This is a genomic window from Pseudarthrobacter lactosi (assembly GCF_055412785.1).
Genome location: NZ_JBVAYS010000001.1, coordinates 768639 through 792629, shown reverse-complemented (window position 1 = coordinate 792629; position 23991 = coordinate 768639). Strand labels below are relative to the sequence as shown.

Here is a 23991-nt window from a genome sequence, read left to right as displayed (position 1 = left end):
ATACTAGGCGCGACACGCCGTCCAGTACGCGACACGCGGGGGGTTAATTGTGGCTAAGTACTCCACAGGGTGTGGATTTCGTCCGCAAAAACGGCGGGATTCCGGACATTTTGAGGAGGCTTGCCTGTGGATTAAAAGTGCATTAAATGACATACTTGTAATACATCATCTTGGGGTTCCGAAGAGCCGTCTGCACTACATGTAGTATCGACGTACAGCTTGGGCAGGACTAAGACGAGCGAAGATTTCGATAAAAGGGGACAGGGATAATGACCGTTACGGTTTACACCAAACCTGCGTGTGTACAGTGCAACGCAACCTACCGTGCGCTGGACAAAAAGGGCATCACTTACCAGAGCGTTGACATCTCCCAGGACGCCGAGGCCCTCGAGCGCCTGAAGGCGCTGGGCTACATGCAGGCTCCTGTTGTAGTCACGGACCAGGACCACTGGTCAGGCTTCCGCCCGGACAAGATCGAGGAACTGGCACTGTCTGCCGTTTCCTCCGTGGCCTAAGGCCCTACACTTTCGCCAGCCGGCAACTTTCAATCCGCACACATGAGGTGACTCCCGTGTCAGCACCGGCAGTAGCCATGGCCCAGACGGCCCCGTTGCCGCCTGACACCACACAGAGCCAGCTCATCTACTTTTCATCCACCTCCGAGAACACCAGCCGCTTTGTCGCGAAGCTCGGACGTGAGCTGGCACGGATCCCGCTCCATGCAAAGGATGCACCCCTTCTCGCCACCCGGCCGTATGTGCTGGTAGTGCCGACCTACGGGGGCACCGGGGGAGAGGGCTCCGTGCCCAAACAGGTGATCCGCTTTCTGAACGACCCGCAGAACAGGCAACTGATCCGTGGGGTTATCGGTGCAGGCAACACAAACTTCGGGGACAACTACTGCATGGCAGCGGACATCATTGCCGCCAAGTGCAACGTCCCCCGGCTTTACAGATTTGAACTTATGGGCACGCCAGAAGACGTGGCCCGCGTACACAATGGATTGGACACGTTTTGGACACGACTGTCGCAGACACAGAAGTAACCAGGGCCGAAGGCCAGGGCGCCGCCGCTGCCGAAAAGCGGAGTGCCGCCGTCGAAAAGCCCGAGATGCCGGCTGCCTACAAGGGGCTGGGCTATCACGAGCTCAACGCCATGCTGAACCTGTACGGCCCCAACGGAGAGATCCAGTTCGAGGCCGACCGCGAAGCTGCACACCAGTACTTCCTGCAGCACGTGAACAACAACACCGTCTTTTTCCATGACCTGGAAGAGAAGCTCGACTACCTGGTCAAGAACCAGTACTACGAGCGCGAAACCCTCGACCAGTACACGATGAACTTCATCCGCGAGCTCTACAACCGCGCGTACAAGAAGAAGTTCCGCTTCGAAACCTTCCTGGGCGCGTTCAAGTTCTACACGTCCTACACGCTGAAGACGTTCGACGGCAACCGCTTCCTGGAGCGCTACGAGGACCGCGTCTGCATGGTGGCCCTGCACCTGGCCCGCGGCGACGAGAAGCTCGCCCTGCAGATGGTGGACGAAATCATCGAAGGCCGCTTCCAGCCGGCCACCCCCACGTTCCTGAATGCCGGCAAGCGCCAGCGCGGCGAGTTGGTCTCCTGCTTCCTGCTCCGCATCGAAGACAACATGGAGTCGATCGGCCGGTCCATCAACTCGGCGCTGCAGCTGTCCAAGCGCGGCGGCGGTGTGGCGTTCGCGCTGACCAACATCCGTGAAGTCGGTGCCCCGATCAAGCAGATCGAGAACCAGTCCTCCGGCGTTATCCCCGTGATGAAGCTCCTCGAGGACAGCTTCTCCTACGCCAACCAGCTCGGTGCCCGCCAGGGTGCCGGCGCCGTGTACCTGCACGCGCACCACCCGGACATCTACCGCTTCCTGGACACCAAGCGCGAGAACGCGGATGAGAAGATCCGCATCAAGACCCTCTCGCTGGGCGTTGTCATCCCGGACATCACGTTCGAGCTGGCCAAGAAGGACGAGGACATGTACCTGTTCTCCCCGTACGACGTCGAACGCGTCTACGGCATGCCGTTCTCGGACGTCTCGGTCACCGAGAAGTACTACGAGATGGTGGACGATTCCCGGATCAAGAAGACCAAGATCAAGGCACGCGAGTTCTTCCAGACCCTCGCCGAGATCCAGTTCGAATCCGGTTACCCGTACATCATGTTCGAGGACACCGTGAACCGGGAAAACCCGATCGACGGCAAGATCATCATGTCCAACCTGTGCTCGGAGATCCTCCAGGTTTCCCAGCCCACCACGTACCACGATGACCTGTCGTACGACCAGACCGGCAAGGACATTTCCTGCAACCTGGGTTCGCTGAACATCGCCAAGGCCATGGACAGCCCGGACTTCGGCCTGACCATCGAGACGGCCATCCGGTCCCTCTCGGCAGTCTCGGACATGTCCAACATCACCTCGGTGCCGTCCATCGCCCGCGGCAACGACCAGTCCCACGCCATCGGCCTGGGCCAGATGAACCTGCACGGCTACCTGGCCCGCGAGCGGGTCCACTACGGTTCCGAGGAGGGCCTGGACTTCACCAACATCTACTTCTACTCGGTGGTGTACCACGCGGTCCGCGCCTCCAACCTGCTGTCCATCCAGACCGGGCAGACCTTCGGCGGCTTCGAGAAGTCCAAGTACGCCTCGGGCGAGTTCTTCGACAAGTACACGGACCAGGAATGGGTGCCGCAGACCGAGAAGGTTGCGGAGCTGTTCAAGAACATCCACATCCCCACCCAGGATGACTGGCGCGAGCTGAAGGCTTCGGTCATGGAGCACGGCATCTACAACCAGAACCTGCAGGCCGTCCCGCCGACGGGCTCGATCTCCTACATCAACAACTCCACCTCCTCGATCCACCCGGTGGCATCCAAGATCGAGATCCGCAAGGAAGGCAAGCTGGGCCGCGTGTACTACCCGGCGCCGTACCTGACGAACGACAACCTGGAGTACTACCAGGACGCGTACGAGCTTGGCTATGAGAAGGTCATCGACACCTACGCGGCCGCCACACAGCACGTGGACCAGGGCCTGTCCCTGACGCTGTTCTTCAAGGACACCGCCACCACGCGCGACATCAACCGGGCCCAGATCTACGCCTGGAAAAAGGGCATCAAGACCATCTACTACATCCGTCTCCGCCAGCTCGCGCTGGAGGGAACTGAGGTGGACGGCTGTGTTTCGTGCATGCTTTAGTTGTAGCTTCAACTAAACGGTGACAGTACGACGGCGGGCGCCCGCCCGCCGTCGTACGCTTAACTTCAAAGAACAACCCAACTTTTAGGGGATGACATGACCGAGAAGGTCAAGCTGCTTAGCCACGTCGAAGCGATCAACTGGAACCGCATCCAGGACGATAAGGACGTAGACGTCTGGAACCGTCTGGTCAACAACTTCTGGCTGCCCGAGAAGATCCCGCTGTCCAACGACGTGCAGTCGTGGGCCACGCTGACCCCGGACGAGCAGCAGCTCACCATGCGCGTGTTCACGGGCCTGACCCTGCTGGACACCATCCAGGGCACCGTCGGCGCTGTTTCGTTGATTCCGGACGCCATCACCCCGCACGAGGAAGCCGTCTACACGAACATTGCGTTCATGGAGTCCGTGCACGCCAAGAGCTACTCCTCGATCTTCTCCACGCTTGCCTCCACCAAGGAGATCGACGAGGCATTCCGCTGGTCCACCGAGAATGTGAACCTTCAGAAGAAGGCCCAGATCGTCATGGACTACTACCAGGGCGACGACCCCCTGAAGCGCAAGGTGGCCTCCACGCTGCTGGAGTCCTTCCTGTTCTACTCGGGCTTCTACCTGCCCATGTACTGGTCCTCACGGGCCAAGCTGACGAACACGGCTGACCTGATCCGCCTTATCATCCGCGACGAGGCCGTGCACGGCTACTACATCGGCTACAAGTTCCAGAAGGGCCTGGAAGGTCTCTCCGAGGAGCGCAAGCAGGAAATCAAGGACTACACGTTCGAGCTGCTCTTCGAGCTCTACGAGAACGAAGTCCAGTACACGCACGACCTCTACGACTCCGTTGGCCTGGCCGAAGACGTCAAGAAGTTCCTGCACTACAACGCCAATAAGGCGCTGATGAACCTCGGCTACGAGGCCATGTTCCCGGCTTCCGTCACCGACGTGAACCCGGCCATCCTCTCGGCCCTGTCCCCGAATGCTGACGAAAACCACGACTTCTTCTCGGGGTCCGGTTCTTCATATGTCATCGGTAAAGCGGTGAACACAGAGGACGACGACTGGGACTTCTAGACACGCACAGGCGTCGATCGAGACTGCCGAGATCCGGAACTGGGCGATACGGAAACGGCCCCACACGTATGTGCGGGGCCGTTTTGCCGTTTGCCAGCCAGCTTGTTCGCGTCCTTGTGCAACGAAATCCATGCACGCCCTCGATAGGGTCCGGCCTGACAGCAGCGTTTTCAAGATGAAGTCGTGATTCCCTTAGAACAGCGGCCAGGGCACCGCCGACATCTCCCCGCTCGGCGCCGGGAACCGGCCTGCCAAACGCAGCCGGGCGCAGCGCGCGGTGACCGACGCAATTTCTTCGGCGCTGAGCAGGTCCGCCAGGTTGCGGCCCAGCTCACCGTCCAGTCCATCGCTGACACGATCGATGCCTGCAAGTTCCTCGGCGGTCAGGGCGTCTCCCAGCCACCCCCACAGCACGGTGCGCAGCTTGTGGTCACGGTGGAAGGTCAGCCCGTGGTCCACGCCGTGCCGGTGTCCGTCCGTGATGGCAAGGATGTGATCGCCTTTTCGGTCGGCGTTGTTCACGACGACGTCGAACACCGCCATGCGCCTGAGCGCCGGAGAGTCCTCGTGTATGAGGGCGACCATCCGTCCATTCTCATCCTGACCCTCGAGGACGTGTTTCCAGCCGATCTCCGGTACGTCGTCCGACGCAACGAGGTCCACCGCGTTCTGGTCGGGGTCTGTCTCCTGCCACAGCTGTACCATCCCTTCTCCGAACGGACCATCGCGCAGCCAGGTGTGTGGCACCACGTTCCAGCCGAGGACCTCTGAAACCAGGTAGGCGGCAACCTCCCGGTGGCCGAGGAAGCCGTCGGGAAAATCCCACAGCGGTTTCTCCCCGGCTATCGGCTTATAGACGACTTTCGTGTCCCCGATGCGGCCCAGGAAGGTGGCGTTCGACGCTGTCGTTATGCGCCCGGTGAGCGTCAGCTCGGCCGTAAACAGGTCGGGCGCCGGCATCAGACCTCGGGCCGGGTGCAGACGTGCCCGTCGGCGTCGACGGGGTAACCGCAGAGCGGGCACGCGGGACGTCCGGCGCCCACAATCTCACGCGTGCGCTTAGCGAATGCGCGGGCGGTGCCAACCGGCATCCGCACCAGCAGCATTTCGGGCACGTCAGCGTGGTCCTCATCAAGAGATTCGTTGTCGTTATCAGCGTCGACATCGGTGATCGGATAGGCCTCTATCACGACCTGCGCCGTCGTCGGGTCCCAACCTAAGCTCATGGCGCCGGTCCGAAATTGCTCCTGAACGGCGTCGAGCTGGTCATTGTCAACCAATTCAATGGGGGTACCGGTGGGGACGCTGTGGGGGTTGCCCTCTACAGTGAGGAGCTGGTCGAGAATTTCGTCGATTTTATCGGCGAGCACAGCGGACTGCTGCTTCTCCATGGCGATACTTACAATCTGAGTCCCTGCCCGCACCTGCAGGTAGAACGTGCGTGCCCCCGGAAGGCCAATGGTGCCAACGACGATCCGATCAGGCCAGACAAACTCATGAACACGTGTAGGCATATGAGTATTTTAGGCCCATCAGCTTCATGGCGCCCTTGCCCTGCACCGCCGCCCACCGGCGCGTCGCCAGAGTGGATGCCGTTCGACAGCCACGACAGATCCCCGGCGTCGGTGTTGGTCGCGTAGACGCTCGGCCGACTGGCTCCGTAGCGCACGATCGATACGGAGGCAGGGCCCACGTTAATGCGTTGGAACAGGTCGAGGTGCAGGCCTAACGCGTCGGCCACAATTGATTTGATGATGTCACCGTGACTCACCGCCACCCATACGGCACCTGGCCCGTACTCGGCTTCGAAGGCTGCGTCGTGGCGTCGAATTGCTGCTACGGCCCGCGCCTGCATCGCGGCCATGGATTCCCCGCCGGGAAAGATGACGGAGGACGGCTGCGATTGCACAGCCGACCACAGATCTTCAGTTGCGAGATCACTGAGCGTGCGGCCCTGCCACTGGCCGTAATCGCACTCGGTAAGATCGGATTCCAACGGCGCGTACGGAGTTCCAGCCTGGCGATCAAGGATGAGCTGGGCAGTCTGCCGACAACGCTCGAGAGGGCTCGATACCACCCCAACTACGGGCACGGCCGCGAGCCGCTCTCCGGTCAAAGCCGCCTGCTCGCGCCCGAACTGGTCCAGGCTGACACCGGCGGCCCGACCGGCCAGCAGTCCAGTGGCATTGGCTGTGGTGCGGCCGTGCCGCACGAGAAGAACTGTCGCCATCCACCCAGCGTAGCAATCCGCTCGACGGCTGTGTTTACCCACACTTTGGAAATTTGCTGTTGCCGGGAACCAGCTCCGGTGGTCTGGACGGAGGATCCCGAAGCCTCGGGCGTGGAAGAACTTCCTTGTGGTGTGCTCGTAGAACCAGTCCTCCCCAGGTTCAAAGGACCTCATGACGGGTGACCGACGGTGCGCGCGTGGGCGCTGGCATGCTGTGAGGGTGATGAATCGCAGCATCCGATGTGGCCGCATTGGGCCCCACCGTCGCGAGCCATTCTGGCAGAACCTTTGCGCCCTTGTCCCCAATGTCCAAGCGCGAGTATCGTGGGCGCCACCGAACCATTGAACCGGAAAGACGGCGGCCATGGATCACTCGGTTCCGGTCATGCTGATTGCTACCACAGACCCGAACTCTCGGCGCATTCTTGGAGACGAGTTACGTCGACGCTACGGCGCCGACTATGAGGTGGTGGAGTGCGCCGAGTACGCCCACGGGCGGGCGGTGCTTGAGGGGCTCCGGCGCTGGAATCGTGCGGTTGCCCTCATCCTCGGGTGCTACGGGCCGGCTGACCGCGGTGGACTCGATTTCCTCCGGCGTGCCTATGGCTTTCACCCGGCAGCCAAGCGTGGTGTTGTGGTGGTATGGGGTGACTTCGCCAGCGCCCCCACTGTATTCCGGGCGATCGCGCAGGGGTACGCCGAATTGGTGATCATACGTCCCGAACGATCGCGCGACGAAGAGTTCCATGGGGCGATTACCGATGCCCTCGATGACTGGCACCTGGCCCAGGGGGTAGGGTTCGAGGCGGTCCGGCTGATCGGGAAGGTAGGCGACGAAAGGACTCATGCGTTGCGCGATTCCTTGAGCCGGAACCACATCCCGGTTGGCTTCCACCCTGCCGGGTCCGAGACGGCGGAACGGACGCTGGAGAGCGTGGGTCTTCGCAACCCCGCGCTGCCGGTCATGGTGCTGGAGTTCACGGCTCCACCAATTGTCCTCGAGAACCCCAGTGACCTGGAGATCGCCGAAGCGATGGGGGTGACGCGACCACCACCGGCGGACAAGATTTTCGACGTGGTGGTCGTGGGCGCCGGTCCCTCCGGTCTCGCGACCGCCGTGTACGCCTCCTCCGAGGGCCTCTCCACCATGGTTGTCGAGGGAGAAGCTGTGGGAGGCCAGGCCGGCACCAGCTCGTTGATCCGCAACTACCCCGGCTTCTCCCGCGGTGTGAGCGGCGCCCACCTGGCCTACCGCTCATTTCACCAGGCCTGGACCTTGGGCACGGACTTCCTTTTCCTCCGAAAGGTGGAGGGGCTCGGTACGGTCGGAGCCTTGTACGCTGTGTCGATTTCCGACGGCAGTGTCGTGCGGTGCCGCACAGTGGTGGTGGCCACCGGCGTTGACTACCGTCGCCTCGGCATACCTCAGCTGGAGGATCTGGTCGGCAGAGGCGTCTTCTACGGGGCCACTGTCTCCGAGGCGCCGGCGATGGCCGGAAAACACGTCTGTGTCGTGGGTGGCGGCAACTCGGCCGGACAGGCAGTCCTGCACCTTGCGAAGTACGCGAAGAACGTGACGCTGCTGGTGCGGGGGCCCACTTTGTCGGTCAGCATGTCGGAGTACCTGATCTCCCAACTTGAGGCGACCCGGAACGTTGCGATCCGATACAGCACGGCGCTCGTGGGGGCCCGCGATCGGGACGGATTTCTTGCCGCCGTGGAGGTTTCCGCATCCGGAGCCGCCGACGCAACCCTGAGCGAGGAGATCGAAGCGGGCGGCTTGTTCGTGCTGATCGGTTCCGTGCCGCGGACCTCCTGGCTGCCCGACACCGTAGAACGTGACCCGGCCGGTTTTCTGCGCACGGGCGCCAGCCGGGACGTCAGTGAAGCCGGGTCCGTCAGGCCGGACAAGTCGCCATTGGCGCTGGAAACCAGCATGCATGGCCTTTTCGCCATCGGCGACGTGCGCGCCGGTTCGATCAAAAGAGTGGCTACCGCAGTCGGGGACGGCGCCACCGTGGTCTCGATGCTTCACACCTACCTCGCCGAGAACCCCCTGCCTGCCTCGCCCCCTACTCCTGGTGAGGCAGCCGCACCCGAGGAGTTGCTTGGTGATGTCCGCTTCACCTGAGGTCACACCGTTGATTCGGCCGATGCGATGGCTGCTCTACGTTGCTGCATTCCTCGTGTTTCTTGCCGGTCTCGTGCTGTTCGTGTTTCCGCTCCGGACTGCGGAATGGTTCGCCTGGACAGTCAATCCGCCCATGACCGCGGTCTTCCTCGGGGCAGCATATTGGTCGGCCGCCGGCCTGGAGGTGACGGGCGCCCGCTCAGCGAGTTGGGATTTAGCGAGGCTGGCAGTCTGGCCCGTATTCGTCTTCACCACGTTGACCTTGGGAGTCACGCTCATTCATCTCGACCGCTTCCACCTGTCGCCAGACACCGCCCCCACTGCCCAAGTAGCCACCTGGGCGTGGCTGGCAATCTATGCCATCGTGCCCGTGGCGATGGTCGTCATCAGCTGGCTGCAGATCCGGTCCCGGCGTCGTGCCCCAAAGTCCTTAACGGCGGGACGGCCAGTGCTACCCACTGCGCTCCGGCTGATCCTGGTGGGAATCTCCGGGGTACTGCTGTTATATGGCGTGGCGCTCCTGGCAGTACCCATTCATGCCGCGACGTGGTGGCCGTGGCCACTGTCCGAGCTCACTGCGAGGGCGATCGGAGCGTGGCTGGTCGGTCTTGGGTGGGCGGCCGCGCAGGGCCAGTTGAGCGGCGACCTCCGCACCGTCCGCCCCGTGGCCCTAACCTCCGTTGTCTTCGTCATTCTGCAGGCGCTTGCCCTGCTGCAGTATGGCGACGCCCTGACATGGCCGAGCGCACCGGCGATCGGCTTCGTTACCGTACTACTTGCCATTGGAGTGGCTGGCGGATGGGCACTCGCACTACCCCGTTCGCCGGAAGCCCGGGCCGGAACTACGTGAGTGACCTTCCCGCATGGGCTTGATTCTCGGGCTGGTCGGGCCCCGACCAGCCAACGCCCGGCACCGAAGAACTGCTGCGCCTGCTCAACTGGGCCTTCATCGGATCAGCCAACTTCTTCATCGCGGAGCGCTTCATCGGTGATCCGCCGAAGATGATGCGGGCCCACGAGGTGCAGGTTCCCCAGGCCGCCGGCGCGTCATGGCCCAACCCACGTCCGGACACAGCGCCGTTCCCGGTCATGGAGGACGGCGGACCCGTGCACTACGCCCTGACGGGGTGGGGACGAATGACTCGGCCTAACTCTCACCGGCGCGGGGCCCGATGGCAACCCCGGAGACACGGAACGACGGCGGTCAGTCGCCGTCGTTCCTTTGCTTAATTCCCGTAGGTGGCGAAGTTTTGAGTGGCAACCAACTGCGCCCCGTAGGGTGAACCGGCGGAGAGCCGGGCCGAGCCGAAACCAAAGTCGGTGAGGCTGGCGTTGAGCATGTTGGCGTTATGGCCCGGGGAGGCCTTCCACGCAGCGAAGAGCGCATCGGCGTCGGCGTTCACTGCGATGTTCTCCGCGGAACGGGTCCAGCCAGACGGGATTTGGGCGGCCGCGTCCGGGTTGTGCCGGAAGCCGGCGCTGCCTTGGGCGTTTATGTCACTCATCATTGTGTTTGACCAGTTCTGGGCTACGGCTTCGAGGCCAGTGTTGTAGCGCAGAGGGGCGAGGTCGTTGGCCAACCGGTATTCATTGATGAGCTCGAAGGATCGCAGGGCTACGGCGTTGGACGGCGAGCCGCTGGCAGCTGGAGCCGGGGGAGCCGGAACGGGGGCCGGAGCAACGGGAGCCTGAACTGGAGCCGGCGGTGCGGGAGCCGGAGCCTGAACTGGAGCCGACATTGCCGGCACCGGAACCTCAGCCGGAGCTGGCGGTGCAGGAACCGCAGCGGGAGACGACGTCGTCGGAACAGCATCAGGAGCGGACGTTGACGGAGCCGGTGCGGGCGTCGAGGCCGTGGGGGTTGTGGAAGGCTTCGCAGGAGCCGGGGATTGGGCGTTGGTGGTGATCCAGTTCCACCAACCGAAAGGCCAGGAAGCGGCGCCGGCGGGAGCGGTACCGGCGGTCAGCAGCCCACCGGCCAGAACGAGGGTGATCAGGGGGGCGGCGATGTGTCTCTTGTCTTTTAGCATCCGAAGAACAGTACCTACTGCATACGCCACACCGCATATTGAGTGACGTTGTTCACGTCGCCGATGACCAGGGCAGAAGGTGCACGGTGTTGTGGCGCCGTCGCGGCTCGCCGTGCTGAGTATCAAGCTGGGGCTGGGCGTCCTGCTGGTTCATTCGCCGCCGGAGTCTCTTGCACCTTCATCCCGTGGCCGGCGGGCGCCTGGCGGGCGAGGAGAATGCACTGGCGGCTGCGTGATGCTGAGAGGCCCGCTAGGCTCGCCCTGTGACGAGTTCGCAGAACGGCAACGAACGCTACGTCGTCCGCCCGTGGTGGAGGGGAAGATCACTGCCCTGGGCGGCCTTGGTCGTTGTCTCCATCGTCGTCACAGGGATTGCCCTGGAACGGACGGCATTCTTCGTCTACACGCCGGTCCCGGAGTTCATCGAGCGGTTGCGCGTTGGCAGGCTGTTAATGCTCGCCGGGTCTGCCATATCGCTTGCAGCAGCAATATGGTCGCAGGTCCGCGGTAACCCGCTCTGGGTGACGATCTGCGTTGCCTCGCCGGCAGTGCTGGTGGGCATCGCGACCATGATCATGACGCCCCCGTCTCTGATTCCACAGATCACCGGTCTGATCGCCCTGCCGGCAGCCCTGGCGGGACTCATAGGAGGGCTCCTTCCCGACACCAGGCCTTGACCATGAGCGCCGATAGAGGGGGCCTTCGTGATCCTGTTCGCACCGGTAGCACTGCGTGCCGTTCGGACAGCGGTCACCGCGCCCACGTAGGCGGCGACGTGGCAACCTTCTGGGCCATCATGCTCAGGTCCTGACTCCGCCGCTTCCCACTTGGCGGAAAACGAGCGCACGGCACAGACTGGCTCTTCGGTATAGGGTCGGGCGGTATGGCACTGCGACTTGTTCAGATGAATTTCAAGGCACGGGATGACTCAGCGCTGGGCCGCTTTTGGGCGGAGGCGCTCGGTTGGGGTGTTTCCCGCGAGGGGCCTGGTGTGACCAACGTTGAACCCCTAGGCTTCGTTTGGCCGGACCCCAGCGCCGTGTGCGTCGATGTCGTCACCGTCCCGGACCCCGAGACAGTGAAGTACCGTGCGCACCTCGATCTAGCCACCACCTCTGCGGCCCATAAGGCGGAGCTGGTCGCGCGCCTGTTGGAGCTCGGTGCGACGCCTGCGGATGTGGGCCAGGGTGATGTGCCGTGGACGGTCCTGGCCGACCCGGAGGGGAATGTGTTCTGTGTACTGGAGCCGCGACCGATCTACCGGGACACCGGGCCGATCGCCACGGTGGTGGTCAACTGCGCGGATCCGCGGGCCATGGCCCGGTTCTGGGGCGAGGCGACGGACTGGACCCTGCACGAGGTGCACGACGATCATGCGAGGCTGCGTTCGGCCGCGGGTATCGGGCCGTATCTGGAGTTCCTCCGCAAGTCCGGACCGGAGACCGTGTGGAACCGGGTCCACCTCGACCTGATGCCGTATCCCGGTGATGATCAAGCGGGAGAGGTGGCCAGGCTGCGGGCCCTCGGCGCCACCGAGGCCGACGTCGGCCAAGGCGATGTGTCCTGGGTGTGCCTCGCCGACCCGGAAGGCAACGAGTTCTGTGTCCTCACCCCGGGCTGACGCAGAGTCTCGGCTAGACGATATGAAGTGAGGCGTTCAGTTCCCTGCCGTCCGGTGCGGCCATTGTCGCCGGGCGGCCGCGCAGCGCCGGCCTGACATGACGCGTATCCGTGGTGCCGGGGCCGGCGCTGCGGGGCCTGTGGCCCGGCGGAATTGGCATTGTCCGAGCAGGCAGGGAATGGTCCCGGGACGTGAAGAGAAGGCCGGGGCCTTCTGTTTCACAGGGTCCGTGGGTTGCCATGGACGGTGCTCGTGGACTGTTGGCCCGTGGAGCGTTGCAATGGTAGTGCCACATGTGAGTTTTGGGAGGTCCCGGCTATGTTTGAGCATACTTTCATCGGACTCGATGTTCACGCGGTTTCTGTTGTTGGCTGCGCGCTCAGCCCGGATACCGGCGAGCTGGCGCAGGCGAAAATGGACTCCGACCCGGCGGTGGTGCTGGAGTGGATCCGCCGCTGCGAGCCGCCGGTGAAGGTGGTGTATGAATCCGGCCCCACGGGATACGTTTTGGCCCGGTACCTGCGCGAGGCCGGCATTGACTGCGTGGTCGCGGCGTCTTCGAAGCTGCTCCGCGCCCCGGGTGACAAGGTCAAAACCGACAAACGCGACGCACGCATGCTCGCTGAAATGCTGGCCCTTGGCCAGGTCACGCAGGTGCGGGTCCCGACGCGGGATCAGGAAGACCTGCGGGACCTGTCCCGGCTGCGGGCCACGGCGGCGAAGGACCTCGCCCATGCCCGCCAGCACGTGAACGCGATCCTGCTCCGGCACGGCATCCGGTACCCGGAGCTGACAAAGTGGACAAAACCTCACCTGCTCTGGCTACACCGCCAGCACTTTGACTCCCCGGTATTGCAGTTCACCTACGAAGCCGATCTGGAGCAGGCCGAGTTGCTCGCAGCGCACCTAAAACGCATCGACCAGCGGGTCGCGACGGCCGCCAGGGACTGCCAGTACGCCCCGGTGATCGAGGCACTGATGTGCCTGCGCGGCATCCAGACCACGACCGGATTCGGACTCGCCGTGGAAATCGGGGACTGGACCCGCTTCACCGGATCCTCCATCGGTTCCTACCTCGGGCTGGTGCCCAGCGAGCAGTCCTCAGGCCCGTCCCGGCACCAGGGCCCGATCACAAAAGCCGGCAGCAAATACGCCCGGAAACTCCTCATCGAGGCAGCCTGGCAGCACCAGCGCCCATACTCCCGGCCCGGGCTGCGCCTGGTGCGGCAGCTGGACCTGGTCGCCCCGGCCACCCGGATCCGGGCCCTGGAAGGCAACCACCGGCTCCACCACAAATGGGAAGTGTTTGAAGCCCGGAAAAAACGGTCCGTCACGGCCAACACCGCGATCGCACGGGAACTGGCCGGCTGGTGCTGGTCCCTGGCCGCTCCGCTGCAGAAAGGGGACAGCATGCACGCGGCCTGACAAACGTGCCATCCGGGTGGCATGGCGGACGTGACGTGGCAGCACTCGGGGCCAACTCGAGACGTAGCTATGAGCAAACGGGCCACACGTTGACGCTCGAAGCTAGACAGCGATACGCCCCAGCCGAACAATCGTCATGCGGTAACCAACCCGCGAATATCAGCCTGACACTGCAGTCGAACACAAGACTCGCCAGCATGACCTCCGGCACCCGGACGGCACCCAACGGAAAGCGGCCCCCAACACCAAAGCCGGGAGCCGCTCACCACTGCCACTTGACAACAGCTTCTACATATCAGCTACCCAAGAACATAGGACAGCTACTTTGGAACGGTGACTTCTTTGAGTCGCCGAAGAATTGGTGGCGTCACTGGTTCAGGCTAATTCAGTAGATCTCCCCGCGAAAAATCTTGCGAAAGCTCGGCTTCGATGTCGCTGATGCTGGGCAGAGTGGATGCGAATTCCTCTGGGAGCGACTCCACGATTTCGGTTTTCCACTCGGAGACACCAATGGGCATTTGCGTCGTGCGGAGAGCGTACTCGGCCACGAGATTGTCCTTGGACTTGCACAGCAGGAGACCAATAGTGGGTTTGTCATCGGTGTGGGCCAGTAGGTCATCCACTGCCGCCATGTACATGCCAAGCTGGCCAAGGTACCCGGGTTTGAATTCGGTAGCCTTCAACTCGATCACCACAAAGCAACGAAGCTTGAAATTGTAGAATAGCAGGTCCGCAAAGAACTCCTGGGCGTTGATCTGCAGCTTCACCTGCCGACCCACGAATGCAAATCCCTGGCCGAGTTCCAGCAGGAACTTTTGAATGTGGTCGACCAGCTGGTTCTCGAGTTCTCGTTCATTGCGCCTGTCCGTCATGGCGACGAAATCGAAGACGTAAGGATCCTTGAACGACTGCTGCGCCAGGTCGGAATCCTCGGGCGGCAATATCGCCGTGAAATTCGTGACGGCCTTTCCCGTGCGCTCCATGCGCTTGGACTCAATGTGGTGCACCAGGACATTCCTGGACCAGCCATGCTCGACGGCGGCTGCCGCGTACCAGAGGCGGGCTTCGGTATCGCCTCCCTTGTCGAGCAGCACCATCTGGTGGCCCCACGGCAATAGTGCAGCAGGCTGCTGCACAATTTCGTCCTTCGACCAGGCGGCTGCGAACGCCCGCATGTACTTGAAGCTACGAGGGGAAAACCCTTTCGCTTCGGGAAACTGCTGGCGCAGATCGGCGGACAAGCGGTCAATGACCTTGGATCCCCATCCTTCGGACTCCTGGCGATCGAGAATGTCCCTGCCGATGGCCCAATACGTTTGGATGAGTTGCTGGTTCACGGCAGCAAGCGATCGACGGCGGCCCGCTGCGACATGCCCGGAAACCGACGAAAGCAAGGCCGGATACCACTCCGGCATAGTTCTCGTTGCTGGGATCCCCGGGAACGACGCGCCATCAGAATGCTTTCGCGTTCCGGGACCGAGGCCCATCTTGCTCGTACGAGTGTTCTGGTTAGTTGGCGTGGACATGAGTGGCCCCTTCCATAGTCGATCTACTTGCCTCGAAGCTACCCAAGGGGTCCGACAGTAATGATGGAATTAGCGGGGTGGGCATTTTTCGTTCGCTCAATTGATGCTCGACTCCGGCCCCACGTGCGACGACTACAAGAAGTACACGTCTTCGGCTGGATAGTTTCGCGCCACGGCCGTCGCTGGCATGCTGATGGGGTGACATCGATATTGACCGAATCAGCCCGCACCGCACTCAGCTGGAAGCTGATGCCTGCGGTGCTGCTCTCGGCGTCCGGGGTGTTCCTATTCGGCGTCGAGAATGAATACGTCGGCTACAGCGTGCTGGCTGTGAGCCTGCTTTTGGCCGCACTGATCGACCGCCAACTCCTGCGGCACCTGGCGCTCATTGCGGCGGGAATGGTGATCATCAGCTTGGTTCCGTTGAACGCTGATTTGAGCATCGCCCACATCGCCCAGATGGGTGGTGCCCTGGCATTGGCCGTTCTGGTGCCATGGCTCGTGTCCCGTTTCGTCTACCGCGAGAAGATCATCAAGTTTCCGGTGAACACGGGCCACAAATGGCCGTTGCGCGCCAAGCTGTACCTGATCGCCGTTGTGGCACTCGGTTACCTGGTCCTGCCGGTATACCTGATCCGTACGGAGGTGTATCAGAACTGGCCGGACGCGTCGGACCCCACCATCTTCTGGCGGCTGTTCTTCGGTGTGAATGCGGTTGGAATTTGGGATGAGCTGTTCTTCATCTGCACCACCTTCACGCTGCTGCGGCGGCACTTCCCGGACTGGCTCGCCAACATCCTGCAGGCCGTGGTCTTCTCATCGTTCCTGTGGGAGATCGGCTACATGGCCTGGGGGCCGCTTCTCACGTTCCCGTTCGCGCTGCTGCAGGGCTACACGTTCAAGCTGACAAAGTCGTTCACGTATGTGGTGACGGTGCACCTGGTCTTCGACTTCGTGCTGTTCCTCGCGCTGGTACACGCGCACAACCGCGACTGGCTGCCGATCTTCTTGTACTGAGCCCTGTCGCCCTGGGTCAGACACTCACGGGCGGAGTAGATCCTTCCCGCCCGAGGAGGCTCCCAATACGCCTCGATTAGAAATTTAGGTCATATGACCTAGACTTTGCTTTATGAACGATTTACTTGAACACCAACCTGCCGGTCCCGTCCTGATCGTGGGCGGATACGGCACTGTTGGAACAGCCCTTACCGGGCTCGCCGCCCCTCTGTGGCCCCTTGTCCTGACCGGCAGGAATCCTGCGGGCGGAGCCGCTCTGGCGGAAGCGCACAACGTGAATGTGCGGAAGTGGGACCTCGACGACCCTGCCCCTTTCGCCGCCCAGGCGCGGGCCGTCATCAGCGTTGTCAACGACCCCGATGACCGGGTTCTGCGCGGCGCCGTTAGCGCAGGAATTCCCTATGTGGACATCACCCGCTGGACGAGCCGCCTCACCAAGGCTGCCACGCAGGCAACGCTGCTCGGTCCGACTGCGCCGGTACTTCTGTCCTCCGGATGGATGGGCGGGGTCATCAGCCTCGTGACAGCAACCTTGGCGGAAGATGCTGGCGGTGCACAACAGGTCGACGTTGCCATCCGCTACGACACCAATGACCGGGCCGGCGCGGACTCCGTGGACTTCATCGACCGGCTGGGGCACGACTTCGAGGTCCGGAAAGATGGCAAGCCCGTGATCGTCAGCCCGTTGAGCGACACCCGCTCGGTGGATATTGCCGGCCACCGTACGAAAGTTGCACGGCTGGACACTCCCGAACAGTTCACTTTCCCCATGACTCTCGGCGCCGGGACAGCCGCCACCCGCATCGGCTTCAGTTCCAACGCGTCGACGTCGGCCCTCCTGGCGGCGAAGGCGGTGGGGCTCTTCCGCTGGGGTCGAGGGAGGCGTTGGACGTCCGTCAGGCGCTCACTCCTGTACTCGCCGGGCAGGGGCGGCATCGCTCATGTCCGCGTCGATGTGCAGGGCCGCAAAGGTACCCGAACCGCCCTGATTTCAGACCCCCTCGGTCAAGCCCATCTCACCGCCCTAGGTGGGTTCCTCGGGCTGCGCAATGTGCTGCATCAGGACTCACGGCCTGGCGTCAGCTTCCCGGAGAGTACCCTTCGCCTGGCAGAAATGCTCGCCGAACTGGAGCTGCACGGTGTGACAATATTGAGATCATGACCGGAACCAAGGGCGCCCTCAGACAGGCGGCCATCCTTGATGCCGCTGAGGAAGTACTGGTCGCCAAGGGCAACGCCGGCTCCGCGATGAGGGATTTTGCCGCCGCGGCGGGGGTCCGGGTGGGTCACCTGCAGCACTATTTTCCGACCAGGGCAGACCTGATCCAGGCCGTTCTTGATCGCTCGCTCAAGCGCTCGCTTCAACGGCTCAAGGAAATGTCCGGGATCGGCGTCGGAGGCGGGCCGGGCGCAGACGACCGGCTGACGCGGCAGCACTCGGAGCGGTTGTTTGCCTCACTCCTGGCGGAACACTCGGATCCAGCCGGGGTTGGTATGCACGTTGAGGTCTGGGCCATTGCCGCGGCAGACGAGCAGATTGCCGCGGTGGTCAGGGACTTCTATGCCCAGTATGCCGGGCACGTGGCTGATCTTGTGGAACGCGCCAGGCCGGAGCTCGGGGAACTACAGCGCAACGCAGTCGCCAGCGCCGTCGTTAGTCTCTTTGAAGGGGCGGCCGTGACGCGTTCGGTCATCGGTGGCCTCCGTCCAGAGGGCTCTGATGCCGAGCTGATCCGCGCAGCACAGTGGCTGGTCCACGGCTTCTGAAATCGATCCGAGGTCCGAAGACAGACGGTTGACCTCGGCCCACAATCTCAGACAGCGTTCCCGCGCAGCTGCGAGAAGCCCTGGGTATTCTCGCCGTCCTCGAAAATGCGCGAGGCGGAGCCGACGATGAGGCTGTCAGGTTCATCAACGAGGTCGGTGTCCTTGTCCTCGTAGTCGAACATGTGCAGGACGTGGCGCATTGCTTCCACCCTGGCCCGCTTCTTGTCGTTGCTCTTGACCACCGTCCAGGGCGCCCAGTCCGTATCCGTTGCCAGGAACATGGACTCCTTGGCCGCGGTGTAGGAGTCCCACTTGTCCAGTGATGCCAGGTCCATGGGGGAGAGCTTCCATTGCCGGACGGGGTCCACTTGGCGGATCGCGAACCGCGTCAGCTGTTCGGTGCGGGACACGGAGAACCAGAACTTCACGACGTCGATGCCATCGTTGGTGAGGACCTGTTCGAAGGCAGGGGCTTGGCTGAGGAAGCTGTGGTATTGATCGTCCGTGCAGAATCCCATCACGCGTTCGACGCCGGAGCGGTTGTACCAGGAGCGGTCGTACATGGTGATTTCGCCTGCGGCGGGCAGGTGGGCAACGTAGCGCTGGAAATACCACTGGGACTGTTCACGATCGCTGGGCTTTTCCAGTGCCACAACGTGCGCTCCGCGCGGATTGAGGTGTTCGGTGAAGCGCTTGATGGTTCCGCCTTTGCCGGCCGCGTCCCGGCCCTCGAAGACCATGACAAGGCGGCGGCCGGTGGATTTGATCCATTTTTGGAGTTTGAGCAGCTCGATCTGCAGCAGCCGCTTCTCCATTTCGTACTGATCCCGGGTCATTCTCTCGGCATAGGGATAACCCTCGCGCCACGTGTCAACCGGAGTGCCGTCGGGAGAGACGAGGACGGGATCGTCGTCGTCAGTATCGAGCACAGTAAAGCCATGGCGGGACAGATCGAGTACGTTCACGACGCCGAGGCTACGTCCCGGGGATGAATGGACGGTTAACAACCCGCTGAGAGGGTTTGGACGCAGACAATTTCCAGCCCTGCCATGTCCAGCCACACCAACAGGCGCTCCGTCACGGCATCCCGGCCAAGCGCGCGCACGCGTCCCACAAGCGCTTCCGGGCATCGGGGTCCGATCCCATTCCGGGCGTCGGGAGCTCCTTGCGCTTGGCCCAAAACCTTCCGGAGACCCCCGCTGTTTCGCGTGACGTGGCGAGCCATAGCGGGGTATCCGCCGCCTTATCTGCCGATGCTCCGAACGTGTTCGTAATCCAGCGGAAAGGCCCTCCAACATCGTTCAGGAGCGAAGTGTTCTTGACCAGTCCCGGATGGACGGCATTGGCGACCACGCCTGAGCCACGAAGGCGTTCAGCGTACTCCTGCGTGAGCAGAACCCGGGCCAGCATTGTCGGCGGCGTCGAGCGAAAATAGCTGTACTTGCCGTTTGCGGTCTGGAGGTCGTCGAAGTTCAGCCTGGCATTGCCATATCGGGACGCAATGTTGACGATACGGGTATTGCTGCGTGGAGTGGCTGCATGGTGCGTGAGCGCGTCCAGCAGCAGGTTCGTCAGCAGGAAGTAGGCCATGACGTTCGTGGCGAACGTCAGTTCGAGCCCATCGGGGGTTACCTGACGCTCCTTGCGGAACACGCCCGCCGCATTGACCAGCACGTCGAGCCTGTCATGGCGGGACTGGAATTCAGCGGCCGCGGCATGGATCGAGGACTGGTCTGACAGGTCACAAACCAACGGCTCGAGTTTGGCGCCCGGAACAAGCCGTCGGATACCCGCCATCGCCTCGTTCGCCCGCGTTGTTGAGCGCCCCACCACGACCACCACGGCACCTTCGCGTGCAAGGCCGGAGGCGACAGCGCTTCCCAAGCCTCCGGCCGCGCCCGTCACCAGTGCCACGGTTCCGTCCATGGATGCCATCGCCTTGCCTCCTGCCGCGTTGCCATCGTGTCGTAAACGATGAGGCCGCCGTGGAGCCGGGGTTTTTCGGCGCTATTCCTCAACTAGTGAAGATCACAACACACACGGGCCGGATTGACCAGACACGGTGCTTACACCACCAGCCGCAACGGCCTTTCGCCCAACCGCACCGTGATTTCCTGGCCCCAGGATGCGGTCAGACGATCTGATTCCATGCCGTCGCCGAACACCACCAGCTGGTCGGATGCCACGGTGATCCGGAGTGAATCGTCCGCCTCCAGCACTCCCTCCGTCAGGGAGGCTCCGGTGGTGGGGGAGGGCCAAGCCTCGCGGACGAACCAGGCGAGCCGGGGGTCCGCCGGTGCCGGCAGGGCACGCCCTCCACGCTCGAGGGCGATGGATGCGCACCAGCCCGTGGCGCCTGTGCCGGTGGAGACGATCAGCCCGGACGAGGACTGCCGTTCGGACCGGGTGTCCGGGGTGGTGAGCTGGTACCGGGCTGACTGGTGCGACGTATGCCCGATGAAGATTTCGTTAAGCCCCGAGATTTCCTGCCCGTCGTCGAGGCATGCTGTCACCGTGGCCAGCTCCTCGCGTTTCAGCTGATCGGGCCCGGCCATGGCAGCTGTCTGGAGCAGCTTTGCTGCCTCATTGGGCGTGTGCCGGACCAGGACGCCGGGATTTGCTCCCGGCTCCGGATCGATCCCGATGACCGGCTGGCCGGTGAGGTACTTGGCCGCGTTGGCCACCAGCCCGTCCTGGCCCACAACGGCCACGATGTCCTCTGGGGTCAGAAGGAAACGACTGAGGTCGGTGCGCTCCACCTCGGCGTGGCGCCACTCGGCAGGAACTGCGGCCCGGACCGTTTCCAGGGCGGCGGTGATCCTGTCGTGGCGCTCCTGGACCTCCTGGATGTTGCGCCCCCGCGTTCGGAGGAAGAATTCGGCCTGGCCGCGGGTGGCGTGCCGGTCCAGCAGTTCCTGGAGCTCGGTCCGTCGGTGGACGATGACCAAGCGGGGATTTGCCATGCCGGGATCCTACTTCCCGGCGTTGCCGGTGGTGCCGGCAGGTTCCCGGATCAGCCCGGCGAGGGCCCCGCTCAGCAGGTCCGGGGTGATGGTGAGGTTCCCGATGTTCGGCAGCGAGCCGGCTGCCTCGCGGAGGGCCAAGCCCAGAAGCGTGGCCTGTTCCACGTCCTGGTAGACCTCCATGGTGGCGGCCTCGCGTGCCGCAGCGGCCTCTCCCAGCAGCCGGATCTGGTTCGCTTCGGCGTCGGCGCTGATGCCCTGGCGTTCCGCTGATGCGTGTGCGTCGATCAGTCCCGCGGCCGCCTTTTCCTCGGCCGCGCGCCGCGCGTTGGCGCCTTCCTGGGCCACCAGGTGTTCGCGGCGGGTGGCCAGTTCGATCTGGCTCGCCATTTCGTTCTCGGAAATGGTCCGTTCACGTTCGACGGCGACGGCCCGGCGTTCGTAGACGGCGCGGTCTGCTTCGGCCTGGAGCTGTTCGCGGACCGGCGTCTGGAGGGCTCTTTCGACGTCCGACTCCGGCCGGACGGCCAGGACCTGCACGCCAAGGATCTCGATGCCGGTGGACAGGAGCCGGGCGTCCGAGCGCAGCGCGTCGGTAAGGACCGTGCGGAGCTGGCTGACGGCGCGCTCCAGGGCTTCGGCCAGCGTGGTGGTGGCGATCTGGTCAATGGCGTGGCTTTGGCACAGCTGGCCGATGATGGTGGCCACCTGGTCCCTGCCGGTCGCGGGACCTGCGCCAGCCGGTTGGAGACCGAAGTCGAGGCGGCTGGAGACCGCAACTGGGTCGATGAAGCGGTAAGTGACGTTTGCCTGGATGCTTACGTCCTGGTGGTCACGCGTGATGGCGTGAAAGAGAGTGGGCAGTTCCTGGTCATCAACGGGAACCTCACTGAGCACGGAGACTGCTGGACGGTACCAGAACGCCTGGCCCACTCCTTCGTGGCGGACCGAGCCCTTCTGGAGGTGGACGACGTAGCCGGTGGGGCTGCCCAGGAAGTGGCTGATCCAGGGGTAGTTCTTGATGCTGGCCATGGGATTCTCCTCAACGGTTTTCTTGTCGTCACTTTGACGATAATCAAACCCTAGGCCGCGCCGGAACTTATTGTCAAGGTGACGATAAGTTCCTAAGATAGGGACATGCCTGAATCCCTCCCGGAGCCCGCGCGATTCCCTGTTACGGTCGACGTCGTCGCCCTCACCGTGGCTGACGACACCCTGAATGTCCTGCTCATCACCCGGCTTCTTGAGCCCTTCCGCGGCGCACTGGCCCTGCCGGGCGGTTTTGTGCTTGCCGGTGAGGACCTGGTCACCGCCGCGGCGCGGGAACTCGGTGAGGAGGCCGGCGTCGAGCATGTCCCCGGCTATTTGGAGCAGCTGGGGAGCTATGGCCCGAAGGGGCGCGATCCCCGCGGTGACGTGCTCACCGTGGCTCACTTACTGCTTGCTCCCAACTTCCCGGTGCTGTCCGCCGGGAGCGACGCCGATCATGCCGGCTGGTATCCGGTCAGCGAAGTCCTGGCAGGTGAACTGCTGCTCGCCTTCGACCATGATCGGATCCTCACCGATGCCTTGGAGCGGGCGAAATCAAAGCTCGAATACTCACCGCTGGCGGCGGCATTCTGTGGTCAGGAATTTACCGTCGCCCAGCTCCGGGCCGTTTACGAGGCCGTCTGGGGCACCCGCCTCGATCCCAGGAACTTCCACCGGAAGGCCACCGGAACTCCTGGATTTCTGGAGAGCACGGGAGGGATGACTGCGGGCGAAGCCGGCCGCCCCGCGGCTCTCTTCAGGCTCGCCGAAACGGCCCGTCCCACAGCAGGCCAGCCAACGCATGCCGTGCTCAATCCACCGCTTATGCGCCCTCGTGGCTGACGCATCCTAGGGGCGGGGGAGCGTGGGACCCTGCCGCGGCCTGGGCTTCACCAGCCGGCCGACGATACCGACCGCGGCGTTGCGGATACCTGAGCCCGTATCCGTCATGGCGAATTGACCCATCAGTCGGGAGGCGAGCACCAGCCGCTGGCTTCGCGCCCGGCGTTCCTTATTGAACAAGGCCAGAGCCGCCTCGACACTGGAGGCCTGAGCCACGGACCGCCCCAGTGTGGCCCCGTCAACGATGGCCTCGCAGGCGCCACGTCCAAGGAAGGGCGCCATTGCGTGGGCGGCGTCGCCCACCAGCGCCGTGTTCCCGGTGACAAACGACGGCACCTTCGGTGCCTCGAAGAGCCCATGATGCAGGATGGCGCTTTCGTCGATCCTGCCGATCAGCTCCCGCACGCCGGGGTGCCAGGATCCGAAATGGTCCAATATGTGGGGCAGGTGCGGTCCGTCAAACGTGTGATCGGCGCGGATGCAGGCATACCAGTTGGTCGCAGCAGGCCCTGCCGGCGTGATGCCGAACAAGGCCCCGGGGGCCCAGGTCTCGCCGTATTCGGCTACGGCGCCTTTGACGGTGCCCCGCCATGCGACGGCTCCAAGGGAACGGGCGCGGAATCGGTCACCGAACATCCGCTGCCGGGTGCGGCTGAACGTGCCGTCTGCTCCGACCACCAGCGCGGCATCGTCCATCTGGTCCGGGTCGACGATCTGCGTGTTGAAGCTGACGCCGATGTCCCGGGCAAGTGCGGCGAGCAATGCGGGCCGTGAGACCAGGTTCAGGTCGGCGCCGCCGGGGGCTGTCAGCAACGCCCGCCCGGACGGCGTCCAGAGCCGGGTTCCTGCGCCGGCGGCAATGTGCGCCCAACCATCGGTTCGGCGGGAGGCGTCGATACCAATTTCGTCGAGGGCATTGATCGCGGCCGGCCACATACCCAGCATGGTGCCCGACGTCGGCAGAGCCGCGGCCTGCTCCAACACCGTCACTGACCAGCCGTGACGCTGCAAGGCCTGTGCCGTGCTCAGGCCGCCGATTCCCGCGCCGATGATTACCGCTGAAAGTCCCACGACTCAAGGGTACAGACTCCGCCCGGCCGGTCATTC

At 63.4% G+C, this 23991-nt stretch carries 22 protein-coding genes and 1 pseudogene; 13 read left to right on the top strand and 10 right to left on the bottom strand.

Going from position 1 to position 23991, the window contains the following annotated elements:
* Positions 1–269: 269 nt before the first annotated feature.
* The 4 genes from nrdH (at position 270) to nrdF (ending at position 4302) form a co-directional block, all read left to right on the top strand.
* Complete coding sequence (nrdH, locus tag ACZY0Q_RS03630) at positions 270–515, top strand: glutaredoxin-like protein NrdH (RefSeq protein ID WP_013601222.1); 246 nt, start codon at positions 270–272, stop codon at positions 513–515.
* 77 nt (positions 516–592) lie between these two features.
* Entirely contained in the window at positions 593–1045 is a 453-nt protein-coding gene (gene nrdI / locus ACZY0Q_RS03625; RefSeq protein ID WP_463916240.1) for a class Ib ribonucleoside-diphosphate reductase assembly flavoprotein NrdI, read from the top strand.
* 65 nt (positions 1046–1110) lie between these two features.
* Positions 1111–3231, top strand: a complete 2121-nt coding sequence (gene nrdE, locus ACZY0Q_RS03620; protein WP_463916239.1) for a class 1b ribonucleoside-diphosphate reductase subunit alpha — start codon at positions 1111–1113, stop codon at positions 3229–3231.
* A gap of 96 nt (positions 3232–3327) precedes the next feature.
* Positions 3328–4302 carry a class 1b ribonucleoside-diphosphate reductase subunit beta gene (gene nrdF, locus ACZY0Q_RS03615; RefSeq protein WP_024368367.1) on the top strand — a complete coding sequence of 325 codons (975 nt, stop codon included), beginning with the start codon at positions 3328–3330 and terminating at the stop codon, positions 4300–4302.
* Positions 4303–4494: 192 nt separating this feature from the next.
* Here nrdF and ACZY0Q_RS03610 read toward each other — a convergent pair whose 3' ends face one another.
* The 3 genes and pseudogenes from ACZY0Q_RS03610 to ACZY0Q_RS03600 form a co-directional block, all read right to left on the bottom strand.
* Positions 4495–5262 (bottom strand): SCO1664 family protein, encoded by a 768-nt coding sequence (locus tag ACZY0Q_RS03610; RefSeq protein WP_463914796.1) that lies wholly within the window; start codon positions 5260–5262, stop codon positions 4495–4497.
* Complete coding sequence (locus ACZY0Q_RS03605) at positions 5262–5816, bottom strand: DUF3090 domain-containing protein (protein WP_463914794.1); 555 nt, start codon at positions 5814–5816, stop codon at positions 5262–5264. Before ACZY0Q_RS03605 ends, ACZY0Q_RS03610 begins: the two co-directional genes overlap by 1 nt.
* A 35-nt stretch (positions 5817–5851) precedes the next feature.
* A pseudogene (locus ACZY0Q_RS03600) lies at positions 5852–6532 on the bottom strand (MSMEG_4193 family putative phosphomutase); the annotation flags it as partial.
* Between the two features lie 364 nt (positions 6533–6896).
* Between ACZY0Q_RS03600 and ACZY0Q_RS03595 the strand changes: the two are divergent.
* Entirely contained in the window at positions 6897–8663 is a 1767-nt protein-coding gene (locus tag ACZY0Q_RS03595; protein WP_463914792.1) for an NAD(P)/FAD-dependent oxidoreductase, read from the top strand.
* Positions 8647–9513: a hypothetical protein gene (locus ACZY0Q_RS03590; RefSeq protein WP_463914789.1), complete on the top strand. Its 867-nt coding sequence runs from the start codon at positions 8647–8649 to the stop codon at positions 9511–9513. The genes ACZY0Q_RS03595 and ACZY0Q_RS03590 overlap by 17 nt, the downstream gene beginning before the upstream one ends.
* 376 nt (positions 9514–9889) lie before the next feature.
* Here the strand turns inward: ACZY0Q_RS03590 and ACZY0Q_RS03585 are convergent, their stop codons facing one another.
* Positions 9890–10693, bottom strand: coding sequence for a CAP domain-containing protein (locus ACZY0Q_RS03585; protein WP_463914786.1), 804 nt, complete (start codon positions 10691–10693; stop codon positions 9890–9892).
* Positions 10694–10956: 263 nt separating this feature from the next.
* Between ACZY0Q_RS03585 and ACZY0Q_RS03580 the strand changes: the two genes are divergently transcribed.
* The 3 genes from ACZY0Q_RS03580 (at position 10957) to ACZY0Q_RS03570 (ending at position 13739) form a co-directional block, all read left to right on the top strand.
* Positions 10957–11370, top strand: coding sequence for a hypothetical protein (locus ACZY0Q_RS03580; protein ID WP_463914783.1), 414 nt, complete (start codon positions 10957–10959; stop codon positions 11368–11370).
* Positions 11371–11576: 206 nt separating this feature from the next.
* Positions 11577–12314: a VOC family protein gene (locus ACZY0Q_RS03575; protein WP_463914780.1), complete on the top strand. Its 738-nt coding sequence runs from the start codon at positions 11577–11579 to the stop codon at positions 12312–12314.
* Between the two features lie 318 nt (positions 12315–12632).
* A complete protein-coding gene (locus tag ACZY0Q_RS03570) occupies positions 12633–13739 on the top strand; it encodes an IS110 family RNA-guided transposase (protein WP_463914777.1) in 1107 nt (368 codons plus the stop codon).
* 380 nt (positions 13740–14119) lie between these two features.
* Here ACZY0Q_RS03570 and ACZY0Q_RS03565 read toward each other — a convergent pair whose 3' ends face one another.
* Positions 14120–15265, bottom strand: a complete 1146-nt coding sequence (locus tag ACZY0Q_RS03565; protein ID WP_463914775.1) for a PDDEXK nuclease domain-containing protein — start codon at positions 15263–15265, stop codon at positions 14120–14122.
* A gap of 198 nt (positions 15266–15463) precedes the next feature.
* Between ACZY0Q_RS03565 and ACZY0Q_RS03560 the strand changes: the two genes are divergently transcribed.
* The 3 genes from ACZY0Q_RS03560 to ACZY0Q_RS03550 all read left to right on the top strand — a co-directional run bounded on the left by ACZY0Q_RS03560 (position 15464) and on the right by ACZY0Q_RS03550 (position 18049).
* On the top strand, positions 15464–16282 hold the full coding sequence (locus ACZY0Q_RS03560) for a CPBP family glutamic-type intramembrane protease (protein ID WP_463914772.1): 819 nt from the start codon (positions 15464–15466) through the stop codon (positions 16280–16282).
* Positions 16283–16394: 112 nt separating this feature from the next.
* Complete coding sequence (locus tag ACZY0Q_RS03555; protein ID WP_463914770.1) at positions 16395–17444, top strand: saccharopine dehydrogenase family protein; 1050 nt, start codon at positions 16395–16397, stop codon at positions 17442–17444.
* Entirely contained in the window at positions 17441–18049 is a 609-nt protein-coding gene (locus tag ACZY0Q_RS03550; protein ID WP_463914768.1) for a TetR/AcrR family transcriptional regulator, read from the top strand. Before ACZY0Q_RS03555 ends, ACZY0Q_RS03550 begins: the two co-directional genes overlap by 4 nt.
* Before the next feature lie 47 nt (positions 18050–18096).
* Here ACZY0Q_RS03550 and ppk2 read toward each other — a convergent pair whose 3' ends face one another.
* From ppk2 to ACZY0Q_RS03530, 4 genes are all read right to left on the bottom strand, one after another.
* A complete protein-coding gene (gene ppk2, locus ACZY0Q_RS03545; protein WP_463914766.1) occupies positions 18097–19014 on the bottom strand; it encodes a polyphosphate kinase 2 in 918 nt (305 codons plus the stop codon).
* Positions 19015–19126: 112 nt separating this feature from the next.
* Positions 19127–19984, bottom strand: a complete 858-nt coding sequence (locus ACZY0Q_RS03540) for an SDR family NAD(P)-dependent oxidoreductase (protein WP_463914764.1) — start codon at positions 19982–19984, stop codon at positions 19127–19129.
* A gap of 131 nt (positions 19985–20115) precedes the next feature.
* Complete coding sequence (locus ACZY0Q_RS03535) at positions 20116–21012, bottom strand: diacylglycerol kinase catalytic domain-containing protein (RefSeq protein ID WP_463914762.1); 897 nt, start codon at positions 21010–21012, stop codon at positions 20116–20118.
* A 9-nt stretch (positions 21013–21021) separates the two neighbouring features.
* Positions 21022–22044, bottom strand: a complete 1023-nt coding sequence (locus tag ACZY0Q_RS03530) for an SPFH domain-containing protein (RefSeq protein WP_463914759.1) — start codon at positions 22042–22044, stop codon at positions 21022–21024.
* A 105-nt stretch (positions 22045–22149) separates the two neighbouring features.
* Here ACZY0Q_RS03530 and ACZY0Q_RS03525 point away from each other — a divergent pair, with 105 nt between their 5' ends.
* Positions 22150–22884 carry an NUDIX hydrolase gene (locus ACZY0Q_RS03525; RefSeq protein ID WP_463914757.1) on the top strand — a complete coding sequence of 245 codons (735 nt, stop codon included), beginning with the start codon at positions 22150–22152 and terminating at the stop codon, positions 22882–22884.
* A gap of 6 nt (positions 22885–22890) precedes the next feature.
* Here the strand turns inward: ACZY0Q_RS03525 and ACZY0Q_RS03520 are convergent, their stop codons facing one another.
* The gene (locus ACZY0Q_RS03520; protein ID WP_463914754.1) at positions 22891–23955 is read right to left on the bottom strand and encodes an FAD-dependent oxidoreductase; all 1065 of its coding nucleotides are present in this window, start codon (positions 23953–23955) and stop codon (positions 22891–22893) included.
* Positions 23956–23991: the final 36 nt, after the last annotated feature.

Coding starts and splice junctions, on each gene's coding strand:
- ACZY0Q_RS03540 (WP_463914764.1), bottom strand. CDS start 19,984: ATGGCATCCATGGACGGAACCGTGGCACTGGTGACGGGCGCGGCCGGA.
- ACZY0Q_RS03605 (WP_463914794.1), bottom strand. CDS start 5,816: ATGCCTACACGTGTTCATGAGTTTGTCTGGCCTGATCGGATCGTCGTT.
- nrdH (WP_013601222.1), top strand. CDS start 270: ATGACCGTTACGGTTTACACCAAACCTGCGTGTGTACAGTGCAACGCA.
- ACZY0Q_RS03575 (WP_463914780.1), top strand. CDS start 11,577: ATGGCACTGCGACTTGTTCAGATGAATTTCAAGGCACGGGATGACTCA.
- ACZY0Q_RS03530 (WP_463914759.1), bottom strand. CDS start 22,044: ATGGCCAGCATCAAGAACTACCCCTGGATCAGCCACTTCCTGGGCAGC.
- nrdE (WP_463916239.1), top strand. CDS start 1,111: ATGCCGGCTGCCTACAAGGGGCTGGGCTATCACGAGCTCAACGCCATG.
- ACZY0Q_RS03585 (WP_463914786.1), bottom strand. CDS start 10,693: ATGCTAAAAGACAAGAGACACATCGCCGCCCCCCTGATCACCCTCGTT.
- ACZY0Q_RS03535 (WP_463914762.1), bottom strand. CDS start 21,012: ATGGCAAATCCCCGCTTGGTCATCGTCCACCGACGGACCGAGCTCCAG.
- ACZY0Q_RS03570 (WP_463914777.1), top strand. CDS start 12,633: ATGTTTGAGCATACTTTCATCGGACTCGATGTTCACGCGGTTTCTGTT.
- ACZY0Q_RS03555 (WP_463914770.1), top strand. CDS start 16,395: ATGAACGATTTACTTGAACACCAACCTGCCGGTCCCGTCCTGATCGTG.
- nrdI (WP_463916240.1), top strand. CDS start 593: ATGGCCCAGACGGCCCCGTTGCCGCCTGACACCACACAGAGCCAGCTC.
- ACZY0Q_RS03595 (WP_463914792.1), top strand. CDS start 6,897: ATGGATCACTCGGTTCCGGTCATGCTGATTGCTACCACAGACCCGAAC.
- ACZY0Q_RS03525 (WP_463914757.1), top strand. CDS start 22,150: ATGCCTGAATCCCTCCCGGAGCCCGCGCGATTCCCTGTTACGGTCGAC.
- ACZY0Q_RS03550 (WP_463914768.1), top strand. CDS start 17,441: ATGACCGGAACCAAGGGCGCCCTCAGACAGGCGGCCATCCTTGATGCC.
- ACZY0Q_RS03565 (WP_463914775.1), bottom strand. CDS start 15,265: ATGTCCACGCCAACTAACCAGAACACTCGTACGAGCAAGATGGGCCTC.
- nrdF (WP_024368367.1), top strand. CDS start 3,328: ATGACCGAGAAGGTCAAGCTGCTTAGCCACGTCGAAGCGATCAACTGG.
- ACZY0Q_RS03610 (WP_463914796.1), bottom strand. CDS start 5,262: ATGCCGGCGCCCGACCTGTTTACGGCCGAGCTGACGCTCACCGGGCGC.
- ACZY0Q_RS03590 (WP_463914789.1), top strand. CDS start 8,647: ATGTCCGCTTCACCTGAGGTCACACCGTTGATTCGGCCGATGCGATGG.